Below are 19183 nucleotides of genomic sequence, written 5' to 3' on the forward strand. Positions count from 1 at the left end.
TGCACTCTGCCTTTCAGGTTCGCTCCGACATCACCCAGGAGCCTGCCGATGACCGCAAAACAACAACGAAACCTGAGCGAGAGCGCCCAGGTCGATCAGCAATCCGTCCAGCCGTTTCCCCGTTCCCACAAGGTCTATGTACAGGGCTCGCGCCCCGATATCCGCGTGCCCATGCGCGAGATCGCCCTGGACGTGACCCCCACCGCCTTCGGTGGCGAGATCAACGCGCCGGTGACCGTCTACGACACCTCCGGCCCCTACACCGACCCCGCCGTGCAGATCGACGTGCGCAAGGGCCTGGCAGACATCCGCAGCCCCTGGATCGATGACCGCAACGACACCGAACGCCTGCCGGGCCTGACCTCCGAGTTCGGCCAGCGCCGCCTGGCGGACGCCGAGCTGTCGGCCATGCGCTTCGCCCACGTGCGCAACCCGCGTCGGGCCAAGGCCGGGCACAACGTCACGCAGATGCACTACGCGAAGAAGGGCATCATCACGCCGGAGATGGAGTTCGTCGCCATCCGCGAGAACATGAAGCTGGCCGAGGCCCGCGAGGCCGGCCTGCTGAAGGAGCAGCACCCGGGGCACAGCTTCGGCGCTGCCATTCCGAAGGAGATCACCCCCGAGTTCGTTCGCGAGGAAGTCGCCCGCGGCCGCGCCATCATCCCCGCCAACATCAACCACGTGGAGCTGGAGCCGATGATCATCGGCCGCAACTTCCTGGTGAAGATCAACGGCAACATCGGCAACTCGGCCCTGGGCTCCTCCATCGAGGAAGAGGTGGCCAAGCTGACCTGGGGCATCCGCTGGGGCTCGGACACGGTGATGGACCTGTCCACCGGCAAGCACATCCACGAGACCCGCGAGTGGATCATCCGCAACTCGCCGGTGCCCATCGGCACCGTGCCGATCTACCAGGCCCTGGAGAAGGTCGGCGGCATCGCCGAGGACCTGACCTGGGACCTGTTCCGCGACACCCTGATCGAGCAGGCGGAGCAGGGTGTGGACTACTTCACCATCCACGCCGGTGTGCTGCTGCGCTATGTGCCTCTGACCGCCAAGCGCGTCACCGGCATCGTTTCCCGCGGCGGTTCGATCATGGCCAAGTGGTGCCTGGCGCATCACCAGGAGAATTTCCTCTACACCCACTTCGAGGAAATCTGCGAAATCATGAAGGCCTACGACGTGTCCTTCTCGCTGGGCGACGGCCTGCGCCCCGGCTCCATCGCCGACGCCAACGACGCGGCCCAGTTCGGTGAGCTGGAGACCCTCGGCGAGCTGACCAAGGTGGCCTGGAAGCACGACGTGCAGACCATGATCGAAGGCCCCGGCCACGTGCCCATGCACCTGATCAAGGAGAACATGGACAAGCAGCTGGAATGCTGCGACGAGGCGCCGTTCTACACCCTCGGCCCGCTGACCACCGACATCGCCCCCGGCTACGACCACATCACCAGCGGCATCGGCGCTGCGATGATCGGCTGGTTCGGTTGCGCCATGCTCTGCTACGTCACGCCCAAGGAGCACCTGGGCCTGCCGAACAAGGATGACGTGAAGACCGGGATCATCACCTACAAGATCGCCGCCCACGCCGCCGACCTCGCCAAGGGCCACCCCGGGGCGCAGATCCGCGACAACGCCTTGAGCAAGGCGCGCTTCGAGTTCCGCTGGGAGGACCAGTTCAACCTCGGCCTGGACCCGGACACCGCCCGCGCGTTCCACGACGAGACGCTGCCCAAGGAGTCGGCCAAGGTGGCGCACTTCTGCTCCATGTGCGGGCCGAAGTTCTGCTCCATGAAGATCACCCAGGAAGTGCGCGACTACGCCAAGGAGAACGGGCTGACCGACGAACAGAAGGCCATCCAGGCCGGGTTCGCCGAGCAGTCCGGGCGGTTCCGCGAAGAAGGCTCGGTGATCTACAAGCAGGTCTGACCGAGCCGGGCCCGGCGTGCCCCAGGCATCGCCGGCGCCCCGATCCACCCTCTTTCGCAAGCCGGGCCTGATGCCCGGCTTCGCGGTTTGTGGGCCAATCCTTGCCACCGTCCAACCAGGGCATCCGCCACGTGAACACCTCGCCTCGCTACTCGCCGTCCATCCCGGTCGCTTTCGACCAGCGCGTTCTCGGCACGCGCGACCTGTTTTCCTTCTGGTTCTCCCTGGGCCTCGGCCTGATGGTGCTGCAGACCGGTGCGCTGCTGGCGCCCGGCCTGGGTGGGAGCGATGCGCTGCTGGCGATCCTCCTGGGCACCGGCGTCGGTGTGCTGCTGCTGGGGGCTGCGGCGCTGATCGGCAGCGACACCGGGCTGTCGAGCATGGCGGCGATGAAGCTCAGCCTCGGCTCGGCCGGCGCGTCCCTGCCGGCGCTGCTCAACCTGCTGCAACTGGTGGGCTGGGGTGCCTTCGAGATCATCGTCATGCGCGATGCCGCGAGCCTGCTGGCCAGCCGCAGCTTCGGCGAGCAGGGCGCCTGGACCTCGCCGCTGCTCTGGACGCTGGTCTTCGGCGGCCTGGCGACCCTGCTGGCAGTGGCCGGCCCGTTGGCTTTCGTGCGGCGCATCCTGCGGCGCTGGGGCATCTGGCTGCTGCTGGGGGCCTGCCTGTGGCTGACCTGGGACCTGCTGCGCCGTGCGGACCTGGGCGCCATCCTGGCCAAGGCTGGCGACGGTTCGATGGGCTTTGCCCTGGGCTTCGACATCGCCATCGCCATGCCGCTGTCCTGGCTGCCGCTGATCGCCGACTACACGCGCTTCGGGCGGCGGGGCTCGGGGGTGTTCGTCGGCTCGGCCCTGGGCTTCTTCGTCGGCTGCCTGTGGCTGATGAGTCTGGGCGTGGCCTACACCCTGGCGTTCGCCGAGGGCAGCGATGCCAACGCCCTGCTGCTGGCCCTGGCCGGTGCCGGGATGGGCATTCCGCTGTTGCTGGTGCTGCTGGACGAGTCGGAGAAGGCCTTTGCCGACATCCATTCGGCGGCCGTTTCGGCGGGCATCCTGCTGCCGCTGAAGGTGGAGCAGCTGGCCCTGGCCATCGGTGTGCTGTGCACCCTGATCGCGGCCTTCGCGCCGCTGGCGGAGTACCAGAACTTCCTGCTGCTGATCGGCTCGGTGTTCGCGCCGCTGTTCGGCGTGGTGCTGGTGGATCACTTCATCCTGCGCCAGCGCCGTGCGGAGCTGGCGCCGCGCCGTGTGCTGCGCTGGGACACCCTGGTGGCCTGGGGCTGCGGTGTGGCGCTGTACCACCTGCTGGCCGCCCGCTGGCCGGAGCTGGGGGCGACCCTGCCGGCGCTGCTGGCGGCCGGCGTGCTGCAGTGGGGGCTCGGGCGGATCAGCCTCGGCCGGGGAAATACTCCGGCTTGAGGATGCCGTTGAGCTGCGGGTAGGGGATGGTCAGCTCCGGGTGTCCGCTGGCGTAGGGGGCGATGCTGTAGACGTCGTACTTCAGCAGCATCGCGCCACGGGCCAGAGCCACGTGCTCGGTGCGCTGGAAGGGCCAGGTGCTGGCGAAGTCGGCATCCTGGTCCAGCTTGTTGGCCGCCAGCCAGCGCTGGTGCGCCGCTTCCGCCAGCTTCCAGAAGGCTTCTTCCTGGCCGGGCAGCAGCATGTCGCGCAGGGTCAGCGCCTGCTCGCGCTTGCGGTCGTAGGTGATGAGGCCGCGCCCCGGCATGCCGTGGGCACCGCCGGTGGCCAGGTAGCTGGAGAGTTCGATGATCGTCAGTTGGTCATGCTGCTCGCGTACCTTGGTCTGCAGGTAGCTGGCCCAGCCGGGCTCGGCGCGGGCGAGGAAGTCCCGTTCGTAGGAGGCCAGCGAGGCCGGCAGCGGTGTGCCGGGGGCGTCCTGGGTCATCTGCAGCAGCCGGCGGGTGACCAGGCTTTCCAGCGCCGGTGCGTCGGGGAAGTGCACCACGTCGATGTTCACCAGCGGGCAGCTCTCGCCCTGGCAACCAGGCTTGAGGTGTTCCCAGGCCTGGCGTTCGACCTTCAGGCCGGTGTCGGGCGCAAGGCTCTGGCAGGCGCCGAGCAGGAGGGTGAAGGCGGCGAGCGCCAGTTTTTTGCGCAGGGAGAGGGAATCGGTCATCGGATCGGCTGTCTGCTGGACGGTGCGGTTTTCGACTGTTCCCGGCGCCATGAGTTCGCGGCGCCGGGCAGGAGGGGACGCATGATCCCAGTCCCCGGCCCGCCTGCAAAGAGGCTGCGCAAAGCCGAAACGGCGGAGTAGGATGCGCGGACGCAGAACCACCCGAAAGAGCGAGATGCAATGACAGACACCTTCAAACCCGGCCCTGATGCGATCGACGTGATTGAGCGCGAGGTGTGTTTCCGCGGCTTCTACCGCCTGGACCGCCTGCGCCTGCGTCATCGGCAGTTCTCCGGGCAGATGGGCCCGGAGCTCAGCCGCGAGCTGTTCGTGCGCCACGATGCCGTCTGCGTGCTGCCCTACGATCCGCAACGCGACGAGGTGGTGCTCATCGAGCAGTTCCGTGTCGGCGCCATGGAGAAGAGCCAGAACCCCTGGATGCTCGAACTGGTGGCCGGCCTCATCGACAAGGCCGAGGAACCGGAAGAGGTGGCCCGACGCGAAGCCGTCGAAGAGGCTGACCTGACATTGACTTCCCTCTGGCCCATCACCGCCTACTATCCTTCACCCGGTGGCTCCGACGAATTCGTGCATTTGTACGTAGGCCGTTGCACCGCAGAGGGTGCCGGTGGCGTACACGGCCTGGCGGAGGAGGGGGAGGACATCCGTGTCCACGTGCTGTCCTTCGCCGATGCCCTGGCCGCCCTGCGCGAGGGGCGCATCATCAACGCTGCCGCCATCATTGCCCTGCAATGGCTGGCGCTGAACCGCGACGAAGTACGGGGGATGTGGACGTGAACCTGTTGCGCGACCGCTACCGGGTGGACCTGGCCGGGCTGCAAGCCGCCTGTGAGGCCAACTACGCCCGGCTGATGCGGTTGCTGCCCCAGATGCGCGAGGCCCAGGCCTCGCGCCGCGTGGCCCTGAGCCAGGGCGAGCACCTGCTTGGGGTGTTGGCGCTGGACGTGGTGGAGGCATGCCCCTACACCACCACGCTGAAGGTGCGCCAGGAGCTGCCGCTGCCCTGGCTGCCGTCCCCGCAGCTGGAGGTCCGCGTGTACCACGACGCGCGCATGGCCGAGGTGGTCGCCGCCGAGAACGCACGGCGCCTGCGCAGCTTCTATCCCTACCCCAATGTCGACATGCACCAGCCGGACGAGAAGAGCCAGCTGAACCTCTTCCTGGGTGAGTGGCTGTCCCACTGCCTGGCCTGTGGTCACGAAGTCGAACCCGTCGTCTTGTAGGAAACTTCTTTCCGCCCATCTCCCGGGGCGCGCTAACTGTGAACCATTCCCGGTTCTCGGGTTTACCGCGTCACGCTTGTGCCACCATAATTCGTGGCATTCACCCCCAGGAGACTGTCTTGTCCAGCGCGAACCGCCACGCCGCTGCTCCTTCGGTCCTGCTCGTGCAGTTGTCCGACAGCCACCTCTTCGCCGAAGAAGAAGGACGGCTGCTGGGCATGAATACGCACGATAGCCTGAGCCGCGTCATCGACCAGGTGCTGGAGGAACAGCCCGCCATCGACCTGGTGCTGGCCACGGGTGACCTGTCCCAGGACGGCAGTCCCGAGTCCTACGTCCATTTCCGTGATCTCTGTGCCCGCATTCCCGCGCCGTGCCGCTGGTTCCCCGGCAATCACGACGAGGTCCAGGTGATGGAGCAGGTGTGCCGCGACAGCGACCTGCTGCAACCGGTGATCGACTTCCCCGCCTGGCGCGTGGTGCTGCTGGATTCCACCATCGGCGGTGCCGTGCCCGGGCATTTCCCGCCCGCCCAGCTGGCCCTGCTGGAGCAGGCGCTGAGCGAAGCCGGCGATCGCCATGTGCTGGTGAGCTTCCACCACCACCCGGTGCCCATCGGCTGCCGCTGGATGGACCCCATCGGCATCCGCAACCCGGACGCCCTGTTCGAGGTGCTGGCGCGCTTCAGCAATGTGCGCGGCGTGCTCTGGGGCCATGTGCACCAGGAGTTCGACCAGCTGCGCGACGGCGTACGCCTGCTGGCCTCGCCTTCCACCTGCGTGCAGTTCGCGCCGGGGAGCGAGGAGTTCCAGGTCGGCGGCGAGGCCCCGGGCTATCGCTGGCTCAGGCTGCACGGCGATGGCCGCCTGGAGACCGGCGTATCGCGGGTCACCGGAATCGATTTCGAAGTGGACTACAGCGTCAAAGGTTATTGACCTTGGCGCCGAGGCACGGCAAGAAGTACGACTGCCAGCCACACACTCCAGGACGCCACGTGCCCACCGCCGCCCCCGCCATCCTCTATATCCACGGCTTCAACAGCTCACCCGACTCCCGCAAGGCCCTCCAGCTCAGTGCCCTGATGCAGCGCATGGGGCTGGCCGAGCGGCTGCGCGTGCCGGCCCTGCACCATGGCCCGCGCCAGGCCATCGAACAGCTGGAGACGGCCCTCGCCGAGCTGGGCCGGCCGGTGCTGGTCGGCAGCTCACTGGGCGGCTACTATGCGACCCACCTTGCGGAGCGGCACGGGCTCAAGGCCATCCTGATCAACCCGGCGGTGAACCCGCACCGGCTGTTCGAGGGCCGCCTCGGGCCGCAGAAGAACTATTACAGCGGCGAGGAATGGGAGCTGACCCAGGCCCATGTGGACGCCCTGGCAGCGCTGGAAGTGGCACCTCCGCAGGACGCCAGCCGCTACCAGGTCTGGCTGCAGACCGCCGACGAAACCCTGGACTACCGCGAAGCCGAGCGCTTCTACCGTGCCTGTGCCCTGCGCATCGAGGCCGGCGGCGACCATGGGTTCCAGCGCTTCCCCGCCCATTTGCCGGCCCTGCTGGCGTATGCCGGTTTCCCCGCCCAGCAGTGGCGGGACATCGATTTTTCCGACCTTTGAACGAAAGGGAATCCATGGCCACTTACAACGCGGATGCCATTGAAGTCCTCTCCGGCCTGGACCCGGTGCGCAAGCGCCCGGGCATGTACACCGACACCAGCCGGCCCAACCACCTGGCCCAGGAAGTCATCGACAACAGCGTCGACGAAGCCCTGGCCGGCCATGCCAAGAGCGTCCAGGTGATCCTCCACGAGGACAACTCCCTGGAAGTGATCGACGACGGCCGCGGTATGCCCGTCGACATCCACCCCGAGGAAGGGGTGCCCGGCGTCGAGCTGATCCTCACCAAGCTCCATGCCGGCGGCAAGTTCAGCAACAAGAACTACCAGTTCTCCGGCGGCCTCCACGGCGTGGGCATCTCGGTGGTGAACGCCCTGTCCACCCGTGTGGAGGTGCGCGTCAAGCGTGAGGGCAACGAATACCGCATGGCCTTCGCCGATGGCTTCAAGGCCAGCGACCTGGAAGTCATTGGCACCGTCGGCAAGCGCAACACCGGCACCAGCGTGCACTTCTGGCCGGACGCCAAGTACTTCGACTCCCACCGCTTCTCCGTCAGCCGGCTGAAGCACGTGCTCAAGGCCAAGGCCGTGCTCTGCCCGGGCCTGCTGGTCACCTTCGAGGACAAGGCCGCCGGCGAGCGCGTCGAATGGCACTACGAGGACGGCCTGCGCTCCTACCTGGTGGACGCCGTCAGCGAATACCTGCGCCTGCCCGACGAGCCATTCGTCGGCAGCCTGGCCGGTGACAAGGAAGCGGTGGACTGGGCCCTGCTGTGGCTGCCCGAGGGCGGCGAGTCGCTGCAGGAGAGCTACGTCAACCTGATCCCTACGGCCCAGGGCGGCACCCACGTCAACGGCCTGCGTCAGGGCCTGCTGGACGCCATGCGCGAGTTCTGCGAGTTCCGCAACCTGCTGCCACGCGGGGTCAAGCTGGCCCCCGAGGACATCTGGGAGCGCATCGCCTTCGTCCTCTCGATGAAGATGCAGGACCCGCAGTTCTCCGGGCAGACCAAGGAACGCCTGTCTTCCCGCGAGGCGGCCGCCTTCGTCTCCGGCGTCGCCAAGGACGCCTTCAGCCTCTGGCTCAACGCCCACCCCGAGCTGGGCCTGCAACTGGCTGAACTGGCCATCAGCAACGCCGGCCGCCGCCTCAAGGCGGGCAAGAAGGTCGAGCGCAAGAAGATCACCCAGGGCCCGGCGCTGCCCGGCAAGCTGGCCGACTGCGCCGGCCAGGACCCGATGCGTGCCGAGCTGTTCCTGGTGGAAGGTGATTCCGCCGGCGGCTCCGCCAAGCAGGCCCGGGACAAGGAATTCCAGGCGATCATGCCGCTTCGCGGGAAGATCCTGAACACCTGGGAAGTCGACGGCGGCGAAGTGCTCGCCAGCCAGGAGGTCCACGACATCGCCGTGGCCATCGGCATCGATCCCGGCTCCAGCGACCTGTCCCAGCTGCGCTACGGCAAGGTCTGCATCCTCGCCGACGCCGACTCCGACGGCCTGCACATCGCCACGCTGCTCTGCGCCCTGTTCGTGCGTCACTTCCGCCCGCTGGTGGAAGCCGGCCACGTCTACGTCGCCATGCCGCCGCTGTACCGCATCGACCTGGGCAAGGAGGTCCACTACGCCCTCGACGACGCCGAGCGCGACGGCATCCTCGACCGCATGGCGGCCGAGAAGAAGCGTGGCAAGCCCCAGGTCACCCGCTTCAAGGGCCTGGGCGAGATGAACCCGCTGCAGCTGCGCGAAACCACCATGGACCCGAACACCCGGCGCCTGGTGCAGCTGACCCTCGACGACGGCAGCCTGACCCACGAGATGATGGACATGCTGCTGGCCAAGAAACGCGCCAGCGACCGCAAGAGCTGGCTCGAATCCAAGGGCAACCTGGTCGAGGTCCAGGTGTGAGGGCGGGCCTGTTCCTCGCCCTGCTGCTGTCCGCCCCGTCGTTGTGGGCCGCTGCCCCGGTGGAAGAGCTGCGGCTGGTGGCCGAGTACCCGGTGGCGGGCATGGACGGCGGCAACCTGTCCGGCCTGGCAGTCTGCGGCAAGGCGCTGCAGAGCGTGTCCGACCGGGTGGATGACCGTCTGTTCGTGCTGGAACCGGTGGATGGCGTCCTGCAGGCGCGCGCGGAAGCCTTCGAGGCGCCGCCGCCGCCGCCCAGCGGCCTGCCCTGGGGCGTGCGCACGCGCACCTGGTTCATGAACCTGTTCCGTGGCAACGAACTGGACCTGGAAGGCATCACCTGTGATGCCGCCGGCAACCGCTACCTGCTCAGCGAAGCCCATGCCGCCGTGCTGCAGGTTCGCCCGGAAGGCACCGCCGACTGGCTGCGCCTGCCGGACAGCCTGGTCCGCCAGGCCCGCGCCAGCGGCATGCTGCTGCACTTCAATGCGCTGCTCGAAGGGATCGCCATCGACCCCGCCGGGGAGCGCCTGTGGCTGGCCGCCGAACGCGAGCGCCGTGGGCTGATGGTGGTGCACCGCAAGCAGTCCACCTGGTCGTGCTCCGGGGGCTGCGTGATCTTCAGCGAGGCCGGCGAGGACACCCCGCCGCCGACCCTGGGGCGTGCGGTGCCGATGGCCAAGGACTTCGCCGACCTGTCGCTGTACAAGGGCAAGCTGTTCACCCTGGAGCGCCATGCCCATAAGGTCTGCCGCCGCGATCCGGCCAAGGGCCTGGTGGAGCGCTGCTGGTCGTTCGCTGCCGAAGCCCTCACCGAGCCCCGTCGCTATGACGTGGACTGGGGCATGGCCGAGGCGCTGGTGGTCGACGCCGACGGCGCCTGGATCGGCGTCGACAACGGCTCCAGCGTGCGCGCCGACGGCGAGTCGCGCCCGATCGTGTGGCGCTTTGCCAAGCCGACCGGAGGCTGGGAAGCACCATGACCCAGCAGGCGCCGGGCAAGCGTGTGGGCCGGGTGATGCTGGTGCTCGCCTGGGGCATTGCCATGCTCCTGGCCACACACTTCTTCGGACGCTGGGAAGACGGCAAGCGCAATCCCAACCAGGCGCCCACCTCCACCCGTGGCGATGGCTATGTGGAAGTGCGCCTGGCCAGTGGCAGCCAGGGGCATTACCTCGCCAATGGCCGTATCGATGGGCAGGCCGTGACCTTTCTGCTGGACACCGGCGCCACCGCCGTTGCCGTACCTGAAGCGCTGGCCCGGCGCCTGGCGCTCAAGCGCGGCGAGCCCATCACCCTGAGTACCGCGAATGGCCGCACCACCGGCCATCGCACCCATCTGGACGAGCTGCAGCTGGGCGACATCCACCTTGCCCAGGTGCCCGCCATCATCGCCCCCGGCATGGATGGCGACGAGGTGCTGCTCGGCATGAGCGCCCTCAAGCAACTCGAATTCACACAGCGCGACGGCACCCTGGTGCTGCGCCAACACCTGACACCGTGAGGCACGCATGAGCGAAACCCTCGATCTCTCCCTGGAAGGCGTGGAACGCCGTTCCCTGGCCGAGTTCACCGAGCAGGCCTACCTGAACTACTCCATGTACGTGATCATGGATCGCGCCCTGCCGCACATCGGCGACGGCCTGAAGCCCGTGCAGCGGCGCATCATCTACGCCATGAGCGAGCTGGGCCTGGATGCCGACTCCAAGCACAAGAAGTCCGCCCGTACCGTGGGCGACGTGCTCGGCAAGTACCACCCCCACGGCGACTCCGCCTGCTACGAAGCCATGGTGCTGATGGCCCAACCCTTCAGCTACCGCTACACGCTGGTGGACGGCCAGGGCAACTGGGGTGCGCCGGACGATCCCAAGTCCTTCGCCGCCATGCGCTACACCGAAGCGCGGCTGTCCCGTTATGCCGAGGTGCTGCTCTCCGAACTGGGCCAGGGCACCGTGGACTGGGGCCCCAACTTCGACGGCACCATGCAGGAGCCCCTGACCCTTCCGGCGCGCCTGCCCAACCTGCTGCTCAACGGCACCACCGGCATCGCCGTGGGCATGGCCACCGACGTGCCGCCGCACAACCTGCGGGAAGTGGCCAGTGCCTGCGTGCACCTGCTGGACGAGCCCTCGGCCACGGTCGAGCAGCTCTGCGAACACGTGCTCGGCCCGGACTTCCCCACCGAGGCGGAGGTCATCACCCCGCGTGCCGACCTGCTGAAGATCTACGAAACGGGCCGTGGCTCGGTGCGCATGCGCGCCGTGTACCGCGTCGAGGACGGCGACATCGTCGTCACCGCGCTGCCCCATCAGGTCTCCGGCGCCAAGGTGCTGGAGCAGATCGCCGCGCAGATGCAGGCCAAGAAGCTGCCCATGGTGGCCGACCTGCGCGATGAGTCGGACCACGAGAACCCCACCCGCATCGTCATCATCCCGCGCTCCAACCGCGTGGATGCCGACGAGCTGATGCAGCACCTGTTCGCCACCACCGACCTGGAGTCCAGCTACCGGGTCAACATGAACGTCATCGGCCTCGACGGGCGTCCCCAGGTCAAGGACCTGCGCACCCTGCTCACCGAGTGGCTGACCTACCGCGTCGGCACTGTGCGCCGCCGCCTGCAGTTCCGCCTGGACAAGGTGGAGAAGCGCCTGCACCTGTTGGATGGCTTGCTGATCGCCTTCCTCAACCTCGACGAGGTGATCCACATCATCCGCACCGAGGACCAGCCCAAGCCAGTGCTGATGGAGCGCTTCCAGCTCAGCGAAGCCCAGGCCGACTACATCCTCGACACCCGTCTGCGCCAACTGGCCCGCCTGGAAGAGATGAAGATCCGTGGCGAGCAGGACGAGCTGCTGAAGGAACAGAAGAAGCTGCTGGCCCTGCTGGGCAGCGACGCCAAGCTGAAGAAACTGGTGCGCGAGGAGCTGATCAAGGACGCCGAGACCTACGGCGATGCGCGCCGCTCGCCGATCGTCGCCCGTGCCGAGGCCCGCGCCCTGTCGGAAACCGAACTGATGCCCACCGAGCCGGTCACCGTGGTGCTCTCGGAGAAGGGCTGGGTGCGCTGCGCCAAGGGCCACGACATCGACGCCACCGGGCTTTCCTACAAGGCGGGCGACGGCTTCAAGGCCTCTGCGCCGGGCCGCTCCAACCAGTTCGCGGTGTTCATCGACTCCACCGGCCGCAGTTACTCCCTGGCGGCGCATTCGCTGCCGTCCGCCCGTGGCCAGGGCGAGCCGCTCACCGGCCGCCTGACGCCGCCGCCGGGGGCCACCTTCGAATGCGTACTGCTGCCGGACGACGACGCGCTCTACGTGATCGCCTCGGACGCGGGCTACGGCTTCGTGGTCAAGGGCGCCGACCTGCAGGCCAAGAACAAGGCCGGCAAGGCGTTGGTCAGCCTGCCGGAAGGTTCGCGGGTGATGGCGCCGCGTCCTCTCGGCAGCCTGGAGGAGGACTGCCTCGCCGCCGTGACCACCGAAGGGCGCCTGCTGCTGTTCAAGGTTGCGGACCTGCCGCAGCTGGCCAAGGGCAAGGGCAACAAGATCATCGGCATCCCCGGCGAGCGCGTTGCCAGCCGCGAGGAATACCTGGCCGACCTGGCCGTGCTGCCCGCTGGCGCCACCCTGGTGTTGCAGGCCGGCAAGCGCACGCTGTCGCTCAAGGCCGACGACCTGGAGCACTACAAGGGCGAGCGCGGACGGCGTGGCAACAAGCTGCCCCGTGGCTTCCAGCGGGTCGATGCACTGCAGGTGGAGCTGCCGGGCTGACCGCCCGGCGGCGCCTTGGCGCCTGCCATTCGACGCGCGAGGCTGGAGTCGTCCGCCGCATTGGCGGATGATAGTGCCCCCTGACGGCCCCGCCATGGCGGGCGCCCCGAGATGAATTCGAACAGGGCCGCCGCGTGCGGCCCGGAAGAGCAGACAGATGAACGTCGTACGACTTCCACTCCTGGCGCTGCTGACCAGCCTCCTGGGGCTGGCGGGTTGCGTCCACACCCCACCCGCGCCGCTCTACCAGCTGGAGACCGGCAACTCCGAGCTGCCCTCCCAGGCTGCCGGCATGGCCGTGCTGCTGGGCCCAGTGTCCGTGGCGGACTACCTGCAGCGCGAAACCCTTCTGCAACGCCAGCCCGACGGCAGCCTGACCGCCTCCACCGAGGGGCGCTGGGCCGGCAGCCTGGCCGGCGACATCGACCAGCTTCTGCTGCGCCAACTGGCCTGGCGCCTGGACAGCCAGCGCCTGGTGCTGGCCCCTGCCAACCCGGGTTTCACCCCGGATGCCCAGGTGCTGCTGAGCATCAACCGCCTGGACTCCGGCCCCCAGCGCCCGGCGGTGCTGGAAGCCCAGTGGCGGGTGCTGGACAAGGCCGGCCAACTGCGTGACAGCCGCCTGGTGCGCCTGGAGCAGCCCCATGACGGTTCGGCGGGCGATCAGGTTCGCGCCCAGAGCCAGTTGCTGCAGCAACTGGCCGAGCAACTCGCGGGCGCCGTGAAACCCCTGGAGGGCCAGGCCTCCGCGCCCGCTGCCGGGGAGACGCGCAAGCCCAGTCCCGCGCCCGCGCGCAACAGCCGGGAGCCGGCGCAACCGAAGATCCCGATGGCGGCTCCGGTGCGTACCGATGTGGAGGTGTTCCGCTTCTAGCGGTGTGCCGTTCCACCTGTGAAAACGCCGCGCATCCCCAGGGAGCGCGGCGTTTTTCATTTCAGCCAGGCGTTCAGGCGTGGTCGCGTTGCGGCGAGCGCAGCAGCAGGTGGCGCAGGGTGAAGCCGGACAGCGCGACAGCCAGGCAGGGCAACCAGACCCAGTGGGCTTCCGAAGCCAGCACGGCCAGGCCGCGGGCGCTGAAGAAGCCCTTGATGAAGGGCGAGACCTCGATGGGGCGCCAGGGCAGGAAGTAGCGCTCCTGGCTCCATGGCCAGAACCAGGCGACACCCAGGCCGCCGTTGGTGAGTGCGTCCAGGGCGCTGTGGCTGAGGGCCGCCAGGCCGACGAACAGGCCCGACTTCAGGGGACCGCAGCGCAGCGGGCGACAGAGCAGGGCGGCCAGTGCGGCGCAGAGCGCGGCGAACAGCAGCGAATGGCTGAATCCCCGGTGGCCGAAGGCATCGGCATAGGCGATGCCCAGCTTGAAGGCGAGCACGTCGGCGTCCGGCAGGCAGGCGGCAATCAGGCCGGCCAGCAGCAGGCGCGGGGGAATGACCCGGCTGCCCAGGGCGATGCCCACGGCGAGCACCGGCAGGGGATGGGTGATCAGTGTGGTCATGTTGCCGTTCCGTGGCGCCCGGCTCAGTGCCGGGCTTCGTGCATGCGGGCCAGCTGGCGTTCCAGCAGCGAAGGGTAGGGTTCCAGCAGGCGCTCGACGCAGCAGGCGCCTTCGGGGCTGGCGATGGCGCGCACACGCGCTCGCTGGCGCACCAGCGCGTCATCGGCGATGGCGCGGTCCACCAGCAGCAGGTTGCGGCTGTGCTGGCTGAGGGCGAGGGCGGCCTGGGTCACGTCGTCCAGCAGCAGGTCGCCTTGGCTCATGCCGGCCAGGCTGTCGCCGAGGGTCAGGCCCAGCTGCAGCTGGAGGGTGATGCCGCTGTCGGCCACCTCGATCTGCAGGGCGTGGCCCAGGGCACGCAGCAGCTCGCCGCAGCACAGCGCATGGGTGAGGTGGTCCTCGCCGCTGTCGAGGCTGTGGAACAGCATCAGGCTGCTGCCGTCGTTGAGGGTGTGCAGCTCGCCCTGGTAGAGGGTGGCAGCCTGGTCGAGGCAGTCGCGGTAGCGTTGCAGCAGGTCCAGCAGGCGCGAGCGCGGCAGGCGGCGCAGCTGGTCCTGGGCGCCCAGTTGCACTGCGAGCACGGCGCTGCGCTGGGGCACGCTGGGTTGCACCGGTGCGGGTGGCTCGACGGCCGGCGCACGGGGAGGCTCCTCCACCGGACGCAGTTCGGCGAAGGGGTCGTCATTGTCCGGGGTGAACAGGCGGCTGGGCAGCTCGTCCTCGACGTCGTAGCGGGTGTCGCGCAGGTCGCGGACCTCGAAGCCGTCTTCTTCGTCTTCCAGGCCCGGCTCGGGCTGGAGGTCTTCATCTTCGAGTTCCGGGTAGTCCGGCTCGGGCTCGGGTTCCGGCTCGGGCTTCTCCGGCACCAGGCGGGCCTGGAGCTGGCGAGCGAGGTCGCCCAGCTCGTCCTGGCGACCGGCACCGGGGGCGGGGTCGTCCGGGTCACGCAGCCACACCCGCAGTTGCAGCAGCGGCGTGGACAGGTGGCGACCCAGGCGCAGGCTGAGGGACAGCGTCAGGGCCAGCAGGATGAGGCTCAACAGGCCCATGCTCTGCAGGCTGATGGTCATCGGCTGCTGGAACTGCTGCATGTCCAGGCTCAGGCGCAGGTGCCCGGCGATGACTTCCTGGAAGGTGATGGGGGTGGAGTACAGCCCGGTGGTTTCGCCCAGCAGGCCTTGCTTGGGCCGCGAGCCGGCCTCGGCGAGGATGCGGTTGTCCACGCTGTAGATGGCGGCGTGGGCCACCAGCGGGTTCTTCACCAGGTTGTTGAGCAGGACGTTGAGGCTGAGGATGTCGTTGGACACCAGCAGCTCGGTGGCGGACGCGGCCGTCTGCGCGGTGAGGCTCTGGCCGAGGGCGTCGGCCTGCTGCTGCATGGCCTGGCGGAACTGCATGCCCATCACCCAGGCGTAGATCACCAGCGCCAGGGCAACCAGGAGCAGGCTGTGGCTGGCGATGCGCAAGGCGATCGGCACACGGCGCTGGCGCAGGGCGTTGAAGATCAGCAGGAAGAAGTTGTCGGGTTTGACGGACGTGGGCCGGTTCACAGAGCTCGGCTCTTCTCGGACGGAATTGGGGCGCAGTATAGCGAGCGCCCCCCGCAGGGCAAAGCGGCCGGCATGCTCGCCGGGCCGGGAAAGTGGGTAGAATGTGCGCCTTTTCCACTGCAGGAGGTGCGCCTTGCGCGAAATAGTCCTGATCAACATCACCGGTGAGGATCGGCCCGGTCTGACCGCGGCGATCACCGGCGTCCTGGCGCAGGGTGGCGTCAACATCCTCGACATCGGCCAGGCCGTCATCCACGACACCCTGTCGTTCGGCATCCTGGTGGAGATCCCCGGGACCGAGCAGGCCTCGTCGGTGCTGAAGGACGTGCTGTTCACCGCCTACAAGCTGGACCAGCAGGTGCGCTTCACGCCGGTGTCGGAAGCCGACTACCAGACCTGGGTCGGCGGCCAGGGCAAGGCCCGCCACATCGTCACCCTGCTGACCCGCAAGGTCACCGCCGAACAGCTGCAGCGTGTCAGCGCCATCACCGCGAAGTACGACCTGAACATCGACCACATCGACCGCCTGTCCGGGCGCATGCCACTGGACATGCCCGACAGCCAGGGCAAGGGCTGCATCGAGTTCTCCGTGCGCGGTGAGCCGGCCGACCCGGCAGCGCTGCGGGCCGAGTTCCTCAGCGTGGCCCAGGAGCTGAACGTCGACATCGCCTTCCAGCGCGATTCGGTGTTCCGCCGCAACCGCCGCCTGGCGGTGTTCGACATGGACTCGACGCTGATCGAGGCGGAGGTCATCGACGAACTGGCCAAGGCGGCCGGGGTGGGCGATCAGGTGGCCGAGATCACCGAGCGTGCGATGCGCGGCGAGCTGGATTTCCGCGCCAGCTTCAAGGAGCGCCTGGGGCTGCTCAAGGGGCTTTCCGAAGACGTGCTGCAGGAAATCGGTGCCTCCCTACGCCTGACCGAGGGCGCCGAGACGCTGTTCGCCGAGCTCAAGCGCCTGGGCTACAAGACCGCGATCCTCTCCGGGGGCTTCACCTATTTCGCCAAGCAGCTGCAGGTCAAGCTGGGCATCGACTACGTGTTCGCCAACGAGCTGCAGATCGTCGACGGCAAGCTGACTGGCGTGGCGGTGGAGCCCATCGTCGACGCCCAGCGCAAGGCTGACCTGCTGCGCGAGCTGGCCGAGCGCGAGGGGTTGCGCCTGGAGCAGACCATCGCCGTGGGCGACGGCGCCAACGACCTGCCGATGCTGGGCCTGGCCGGCCTGGGCGTGGCCTTCCGTGCCAAGCCGCTGGTCAAGCAGTCGGCCAAGCAGGCCATCTCCACCCTGGGGCTGGACGGCATCCTCTACCTGCTGGGGTTCCGCGACCGCGACGGCCAGGACTGAGTCCGGCCATCCAGGTATGAAAAAGCCGCCCGAGGGCGGCTTTTTCGTGTGTGGCTGAAGGCTTACTCGTCTCCGGAGGAGAAGTCGTAGTCCATCGACTGGCTGGGGCCCTGCAGGTAGTAGCCCTGGATGTAGTTGACCCCGGCCTGCCAGAGGGTGGCCAGCACGCTGGCGCTCTCGACGAAGGGCACGATGGTCAGCTTGGCCTGGGCGTGCAGGCTGGCCAGCAGGGTCTTCAGTGCTTCCTGGTTCTCGGCCTTGCCCAGGTCCTGGGTGAAGGAACCGTCGACCTTCACGAAGTCGATGTTCAGGTGCTTGAGGGTGTTGAAGGGGTTCAGCGCGCAGCCGAACTGGCTCAGCGCCACCTTGCAGTGAAGTTCTGCCAGGCCCTGGGTCAGGGCCTTGGCCTGCTTCAGGTAGGCGATGGCGTCGGGCTCGCTGAACTGGAAGATCAGCGCGTCGGAAGGCAGGCGCGCGGCCTTGAGGGCGACGCTCAGCCAGGGCAGCAGGGTCTGGTCTTGCAGGCTGGAGCCGGACAGGTGCACGAACAGGCGGGTGCTGTGACCCTTGGCGCGGTGCTCGGACAGCAGCTTGACCGAGTTGAGGATCACCCAGCGGTCGATCTTCTCGGCCAGACCGGCTTCCCGCGCGGCGCCGAGGAACTCGGCCGGCGGCACTTCCTCGCCCTGGGGGCTGAGCAGGCGCAGCAGCACTTCGTAGTGCTCGTGGCTGTCGCCACGCAGGCTGATGATGGGCTGGAACAGCAGGCGGAAGCTGTTGGTTTCCAGCGCCTGCTGGACCATGGCCACCAGGTTGCCGCGGCTGGCGGCGGCGGCCAGTTCGCTGGCGGGGTCGTACAGGCGCACGTCGTTGCCGTCGGTGATTTCATCGGCACAACGGTGGGCGCGGTCGATGACCTCTTCCGCACGCGGCGTGGTCTCGTTGAGGCCGGCGACGCCGATGGACAGGGTCAGCTGGGCGGTGCGGCCGCTGACGTCGAACAGGTGGCCTTCGACTTTCTTGCGCAAGGCCTGGAGGCCGTCGCGAGCCTGCTCCGGGCTGAGGCCGGGTTGCAACACGCTGAAGACGTCGTCGCTGAAGCGGGCGAGCTGGGCGTCGGCCGGGAAGTGGGTGCGCAGCAGGTTGGCCAGGTCGGTCAGCACCAGGTCGCTGCCACCGATGCCGATGTCCGCCTGCAGGGCGGAGTAGCGGTCGACACGGATGTAGGCGAGGCTCGCGGGCTGCCCGGCGTTGACGGCGCGCTCGGCGGCGGCATCCATCAGCTCGGTGAAGTGGTTGCGGTTGAAAAGGCCGGTGACCAGGTCCTGGCTGCTGATCTCGCGCAGCTTCTCTTCCAGTTCGGCGCTGGCGACTTCGGCGCGGATCACCACCTGGATGCAGGGTTCGCCATCGTAGGTGGCGGGGGAGAAGCTCATGCGGGCCTGGAACGCCTGGCCGTCGACCTTGCAGCCGGAGCAGGTGAGTTCGCTGTTGCCTTCGCCGTCTCGGTAGTTCTTGAGGAAGTCCTTGAACGCGGCCTGGTCGTCGCCGGTGATCAGGTCGATCATCGGCATGCCTTCAAGCTCGTCGGCATCTTCATAGCCGAACATCTCGACGTAGGCGCGGTTGGCATAGATGTGCATGCCGTCGTGGACGTAGGTGATGGCGTCCACGGAGCTGTCCAGCAGCAGCTGGCAGCGCTTCTCGGCTTCGCGCAGGCTCACCTCGGCGGCGCGGCGGGCGCGACGTTCCTCGAGGTTGGCCAGTTCGCGATTGGCCACCAGCACCAGGCGCTCATCCTCTCCTTGGGGCACCGCATCCTGGGCGCCGAGGGCCAGGGCTTCGGTGACGAGGTCCGGGTCGTTGTCCTGCACCAGCTGGATGAAGGGGATGTCCTTGGACTGGCGGCGGATCGCACCGAGGGCTTCGCCGGGGGAGAGGTTCTCGCTCTCGGGGGCTGCGATGAGCAGGTCCCAGGTCTGCTGGAGGGCTTCGGCGAGGTCTTCGCTGGACACCAGGCGATGGACACGGGTGGCGCGTCCGGCGTTACGGAAAAGGCTGACCAGGCGCTCGGCTTCGTTCTGCGAGTCTTCCAGGATCAGCAGACGGATGGTTTTCTTCTCGATTGCCATGGCGTGTGCTTAGACCGCGCCGAACGGGCGCTAAATGGCGACAAATGGGAGTGGCTGGG

General features: G+C 68.0%; 16 protein-coding genes. 12 read left to right on the forward strand and 4 right to left on the reverse strand.

Going from position 1 to position 19183, the window contains the following annotated elements:
- Positions 1 to 48 precede the first annotated feature (48 nt).
- Both thiC and cytX read left to right on the forward strand, forming a co-directional pair.
- The gene (gene thiC / locus FBY21_RS22920; protein ID WP_107329283.1) at positions 49 to 1932 is read left to right on the forward strand and encodes a phosphomethylpyrimidine synthase ThiC; all 1884 of its coding nucleotides are present in this window, start codon (positions 49 to 51) and stop codon (positions 1930 to 1932) included.
- A gap of 131 nt (positions 1933 to 2063) precedes the next feature.
- Positions 2064 to 3353, forward strand: a complete 1290-nt coding sequence (gene cytX, locus FBY21_RS22925; protein WP_142016583.1) for a putative hydroxymethylpyrimidine transporter CytX — start codon at positions 2064 to 2066, stop codon at positions 3351 to 3353.
- Here cytX and FBY21_RS22930 read toward each other — a convergent pair.
- The gene (locus tag FBY21_RS22930; RefSeq protein WP_142013901.1) at positions 3322 to 4071 is read right to left on the reverse strand and encodes an RsiV family protein; all 750 of its coding nucleotides are present in this window, start codon (positions 4069 to 4071) and stop codon (positions 3322 to 3324) included. The genes cytX and FBY21_RS22930 overlap by 32 nt on opposite strands.
- Before the next feature lie 180 nt (positions 4072 to 4251).
- Between FBY21_RS22930 and FBY21_RS22935 the strand changes: the two genes are divergently transcribed.
- From FBY21_RS22935 to FBY21_RS22975, 9 genes are all read left to right on the forward strand, one after another.
- Complete coding sequence (locus FBY21_RS22935) at positions 4252 to 4869, forward strand: NUDIX domain-containing protein (RefSeq protein WP_044401072.1); 618 nt, start codon at positions 4252 to 4254, stop codon at positions 4867 to 4869.
- Positions 4860 to 5315: a DUF1249 domain-containing protein gene (locus FBY21_RS22940; RefSeq protein ID WP_069560628.1), complete on the forward strand. Its 456-nt coding sequence runs from the start codon at positions 4860 to 4862 to the stop codon at positions 5313 to 5315. Before FBY21_RS22935 ends, FBY21_RS22940 begins: the two co-directional genes overlap by 10 nt.
- Before the next feature lie 119 nt (positions 5316 to 5434).
- Positions 5435 to 6250 carry a 3',5'-cyclic-AMP phosphodiesterase gene (cpdA, locus tag FBY21_RS22945; protein ID WP_074970576.1) on the forward strand — a complete coding sequence of 272 codons (816 nt, stop codon included), beginning with the start codon at positions 5435 to 5437 and terminating at the stop codon, positions 6248 to 6250.
- A 59-nt stretch (positions 6251 to 6309) separates the two neighbouring features.
- On the forward strand, positions 6310 to 6927 hold the full coding sequence (locus tag FBY21_RS22950; protein ID WP_142013904.1) for a YqiA/YcfP family alpha/beta fold hydrolase: 618 nt from the start codon (positions 6310 to 6312) through the stop codon (positions 6925 to 6927).
- 14 nt (positions 6928 to 6941) lie between these two features.
- Positions 6942 to 8831 (forward strand): DNA topoisomerase IV subunit B, encoded by a 1890-nt coding sequence (gene parE / locus FBY21_RS22955; protein ID WP_044401084.1) that lies wholly within the window; start codon positions 6942 to 6944, stop codon positions 8829 to 8831.
- Positions 8828 to 9811, forward strand: coding sequence for an esterase-like activity of phytase family protein (locus tag FBY21_RS22960; RefSeq protein ID WP_044401086.1), 984 nt, complete (start codon positions 8828 to 8830; stop codon positions 9809 to 9811). Before parE ends, FBY21_RS22960 begins: the two co-directional genes overlap by 4 nt.
- Positions 9808 to 10332 (forward strand): TIGR02281 family clan AA aspartic protease, encoded by a 525-nt coding sequence (locus FBY21_RS22965; protein WP_044401089.1) that lies wholly within the window; start codon positions 9808 to 9810, stop codon positions 10330 to 10332. Before FBY21_RS22960 ends, FBY21_RS22965 begins: the two co-directional genes overlap by 4 nt.
- Before the next feature lie 7 nt (positions 10333 to 10339).
- Positions 10340 to 12598 carry a DNA topoisomerase IV subunit A gene (parC, locus tag FBY21_RS22970; RefSeq protein WP_074970568.1) on the forward strand — a complete coding sequence of 753 codons (2259 nt, stop codon included), beginning with the start codon at positions 10340 to 10342 and terminating at the stop codon, positions 12596 to 12598.
- Positions 12599 to 12755: 157 nt separating this feature from the next.
- Positions 12756 to 13472 (forward strand): membrane integrity-associated transporter subunit PqiC, encoded by a 717-nt coding sequence (locus FBY21_RS22975; RefSeq protein ID WP_044401095.1) that lies wholly within the window; start codon positions 12756 to 12758, stop codon positions 13470 to 13472.
- Between the two features lie 73 nt (positions 13473 to 13545).
- Here FBY21_RS22975 and FBY21_RS22980 read toward each other — a convergent pair whose 3' ends face one another.
- Positions 13546 to 14094 carry a metal-dependent hydrolase gene (locus FBY21_RS22980; RefSeq protein WP_142013908.1) on the reverse strand — a complete coding sequence of 183 codons (549 nt, stop codon included), beginning with the start codon at positions 14092 to 14094 and terminating at the stop codon, positions 13546 to 13548.
- 23 nt (positions 14095 to 14117) lie between these two features.
- Positions 14118 to 15644, reverse strand: a complete 1527-nt coding sequence (locus FBY21_RS22985; RefSeq protein ID WP_142013911.1) for an AhpA/YtjB family protein — start codon at positions 15642 to 15644, stop codon at positions 14118 to 14120.
- Positions 15645 to 15777: 133 nt separating this feature from the next.
- Between FBY21_RS22985 and serB the strand changes: the two genes are divergently transcribed.
- Positions 15778 to 16992, forward strand: coding sequence for a phosphoserine phosphatase SerB (gene serB / locus FBY21_RS22990; RefSeq protein WP_142013916.1), 1215 nt, complete (start codon positions 15778 to 15780; stop codon positions 16990 to 16992).
- Between the two features lie 62 nt (positions 16993 to 17054).
- On the opposite strand, the gene FBY21_RS22995 is transcribed toward serB, so the two are convergent.
- Positions 17055 to 19124 carry an EAL domain-containing protein gene (locus FBY21_RS22995; protein ID WP_044401107.1) on the reverse strand — a complete coding sequence of 690 codons (2070 nt, stop codon included), beginning with the start codon at positions 19122 to 19124 and terminating at the stop codon, positions 17055 to 17057.
- Positions 19125 to 19183 lie beyond the last annotated feature (59 nt).

Origin of the sequence: Pseudomonas sp. SLBN-26 (genome assembly GCF_006715895.1) — a bacterium.
Classification (GTDB): domain Bacteria; phylum Pseudomonadota; class Gammaproteobacteria; order Pseudomonadales; family Pseudomonadaceae; genus Metapseudomonas; species Metapseudomonas otitidis.

Coding starts and splice junctions, on each gene's coding strand:
- FBY21_RS22975 (WP_044401095.1), top strand. CDS start 12,756: ATGAACGTCGTACGACTTCCACTCCTGGCGCTGCTGACCAGCCTCCTG.
- FBY21_RS22965 (WP_044401089.1), top strand. CDS start 9,808: ATGACCCAGCAGGCGCCGGGCAAGCGTGTGGGCCGGGTGATGCTGGTG.
- FBY21_RS22930 (WP_142013901.1), bottom strand. CDS start 4,071: ATGACCGATTCCCTCTCCCTGCGCAAAAAACTGGCGCTCGCCGCCTTC.
- FBY21_RS22995 (WP_044401107.1), bottom strand. CDS start 19,124: ATGGCAATCGAGAAGAAAACCATCCGTCTGCTGATCCTGGAAGACTCG.
- parE (WP_044401084.1), top strand. CDS start 6,942: ATGGCCACTTACAACGCGGATGCCATTGAAGTCCTCTCCGGCCTGGAC.
- parC (WP_074970568.1), top strand. CDS start 10,340: ATGAGCGAAACCCTCGATCTCTCCCTGGAAGGCGTGGAACGCCGTTCC.
- FBY21_RS22980 (WP_142013908.1), bottom strand. CDS start 14,094: ATGACCACACTGATCACCCATCCCCTGCCGGTGCTCGCCGTGGGCATC.
- thiC (WP_107329283.1), top strand. CDS start 49: ATGACCGCAAAACAACAACGAAACCTGAGCGAGAGCGCCCAGGTCGAT.
- FBY21_RS22935 (WP_044401072.1), top strand. CDS start 4,252: ATGACAGACACCTTCAAACCCGGCCCTGATGCGATCGACGTGATTGAG.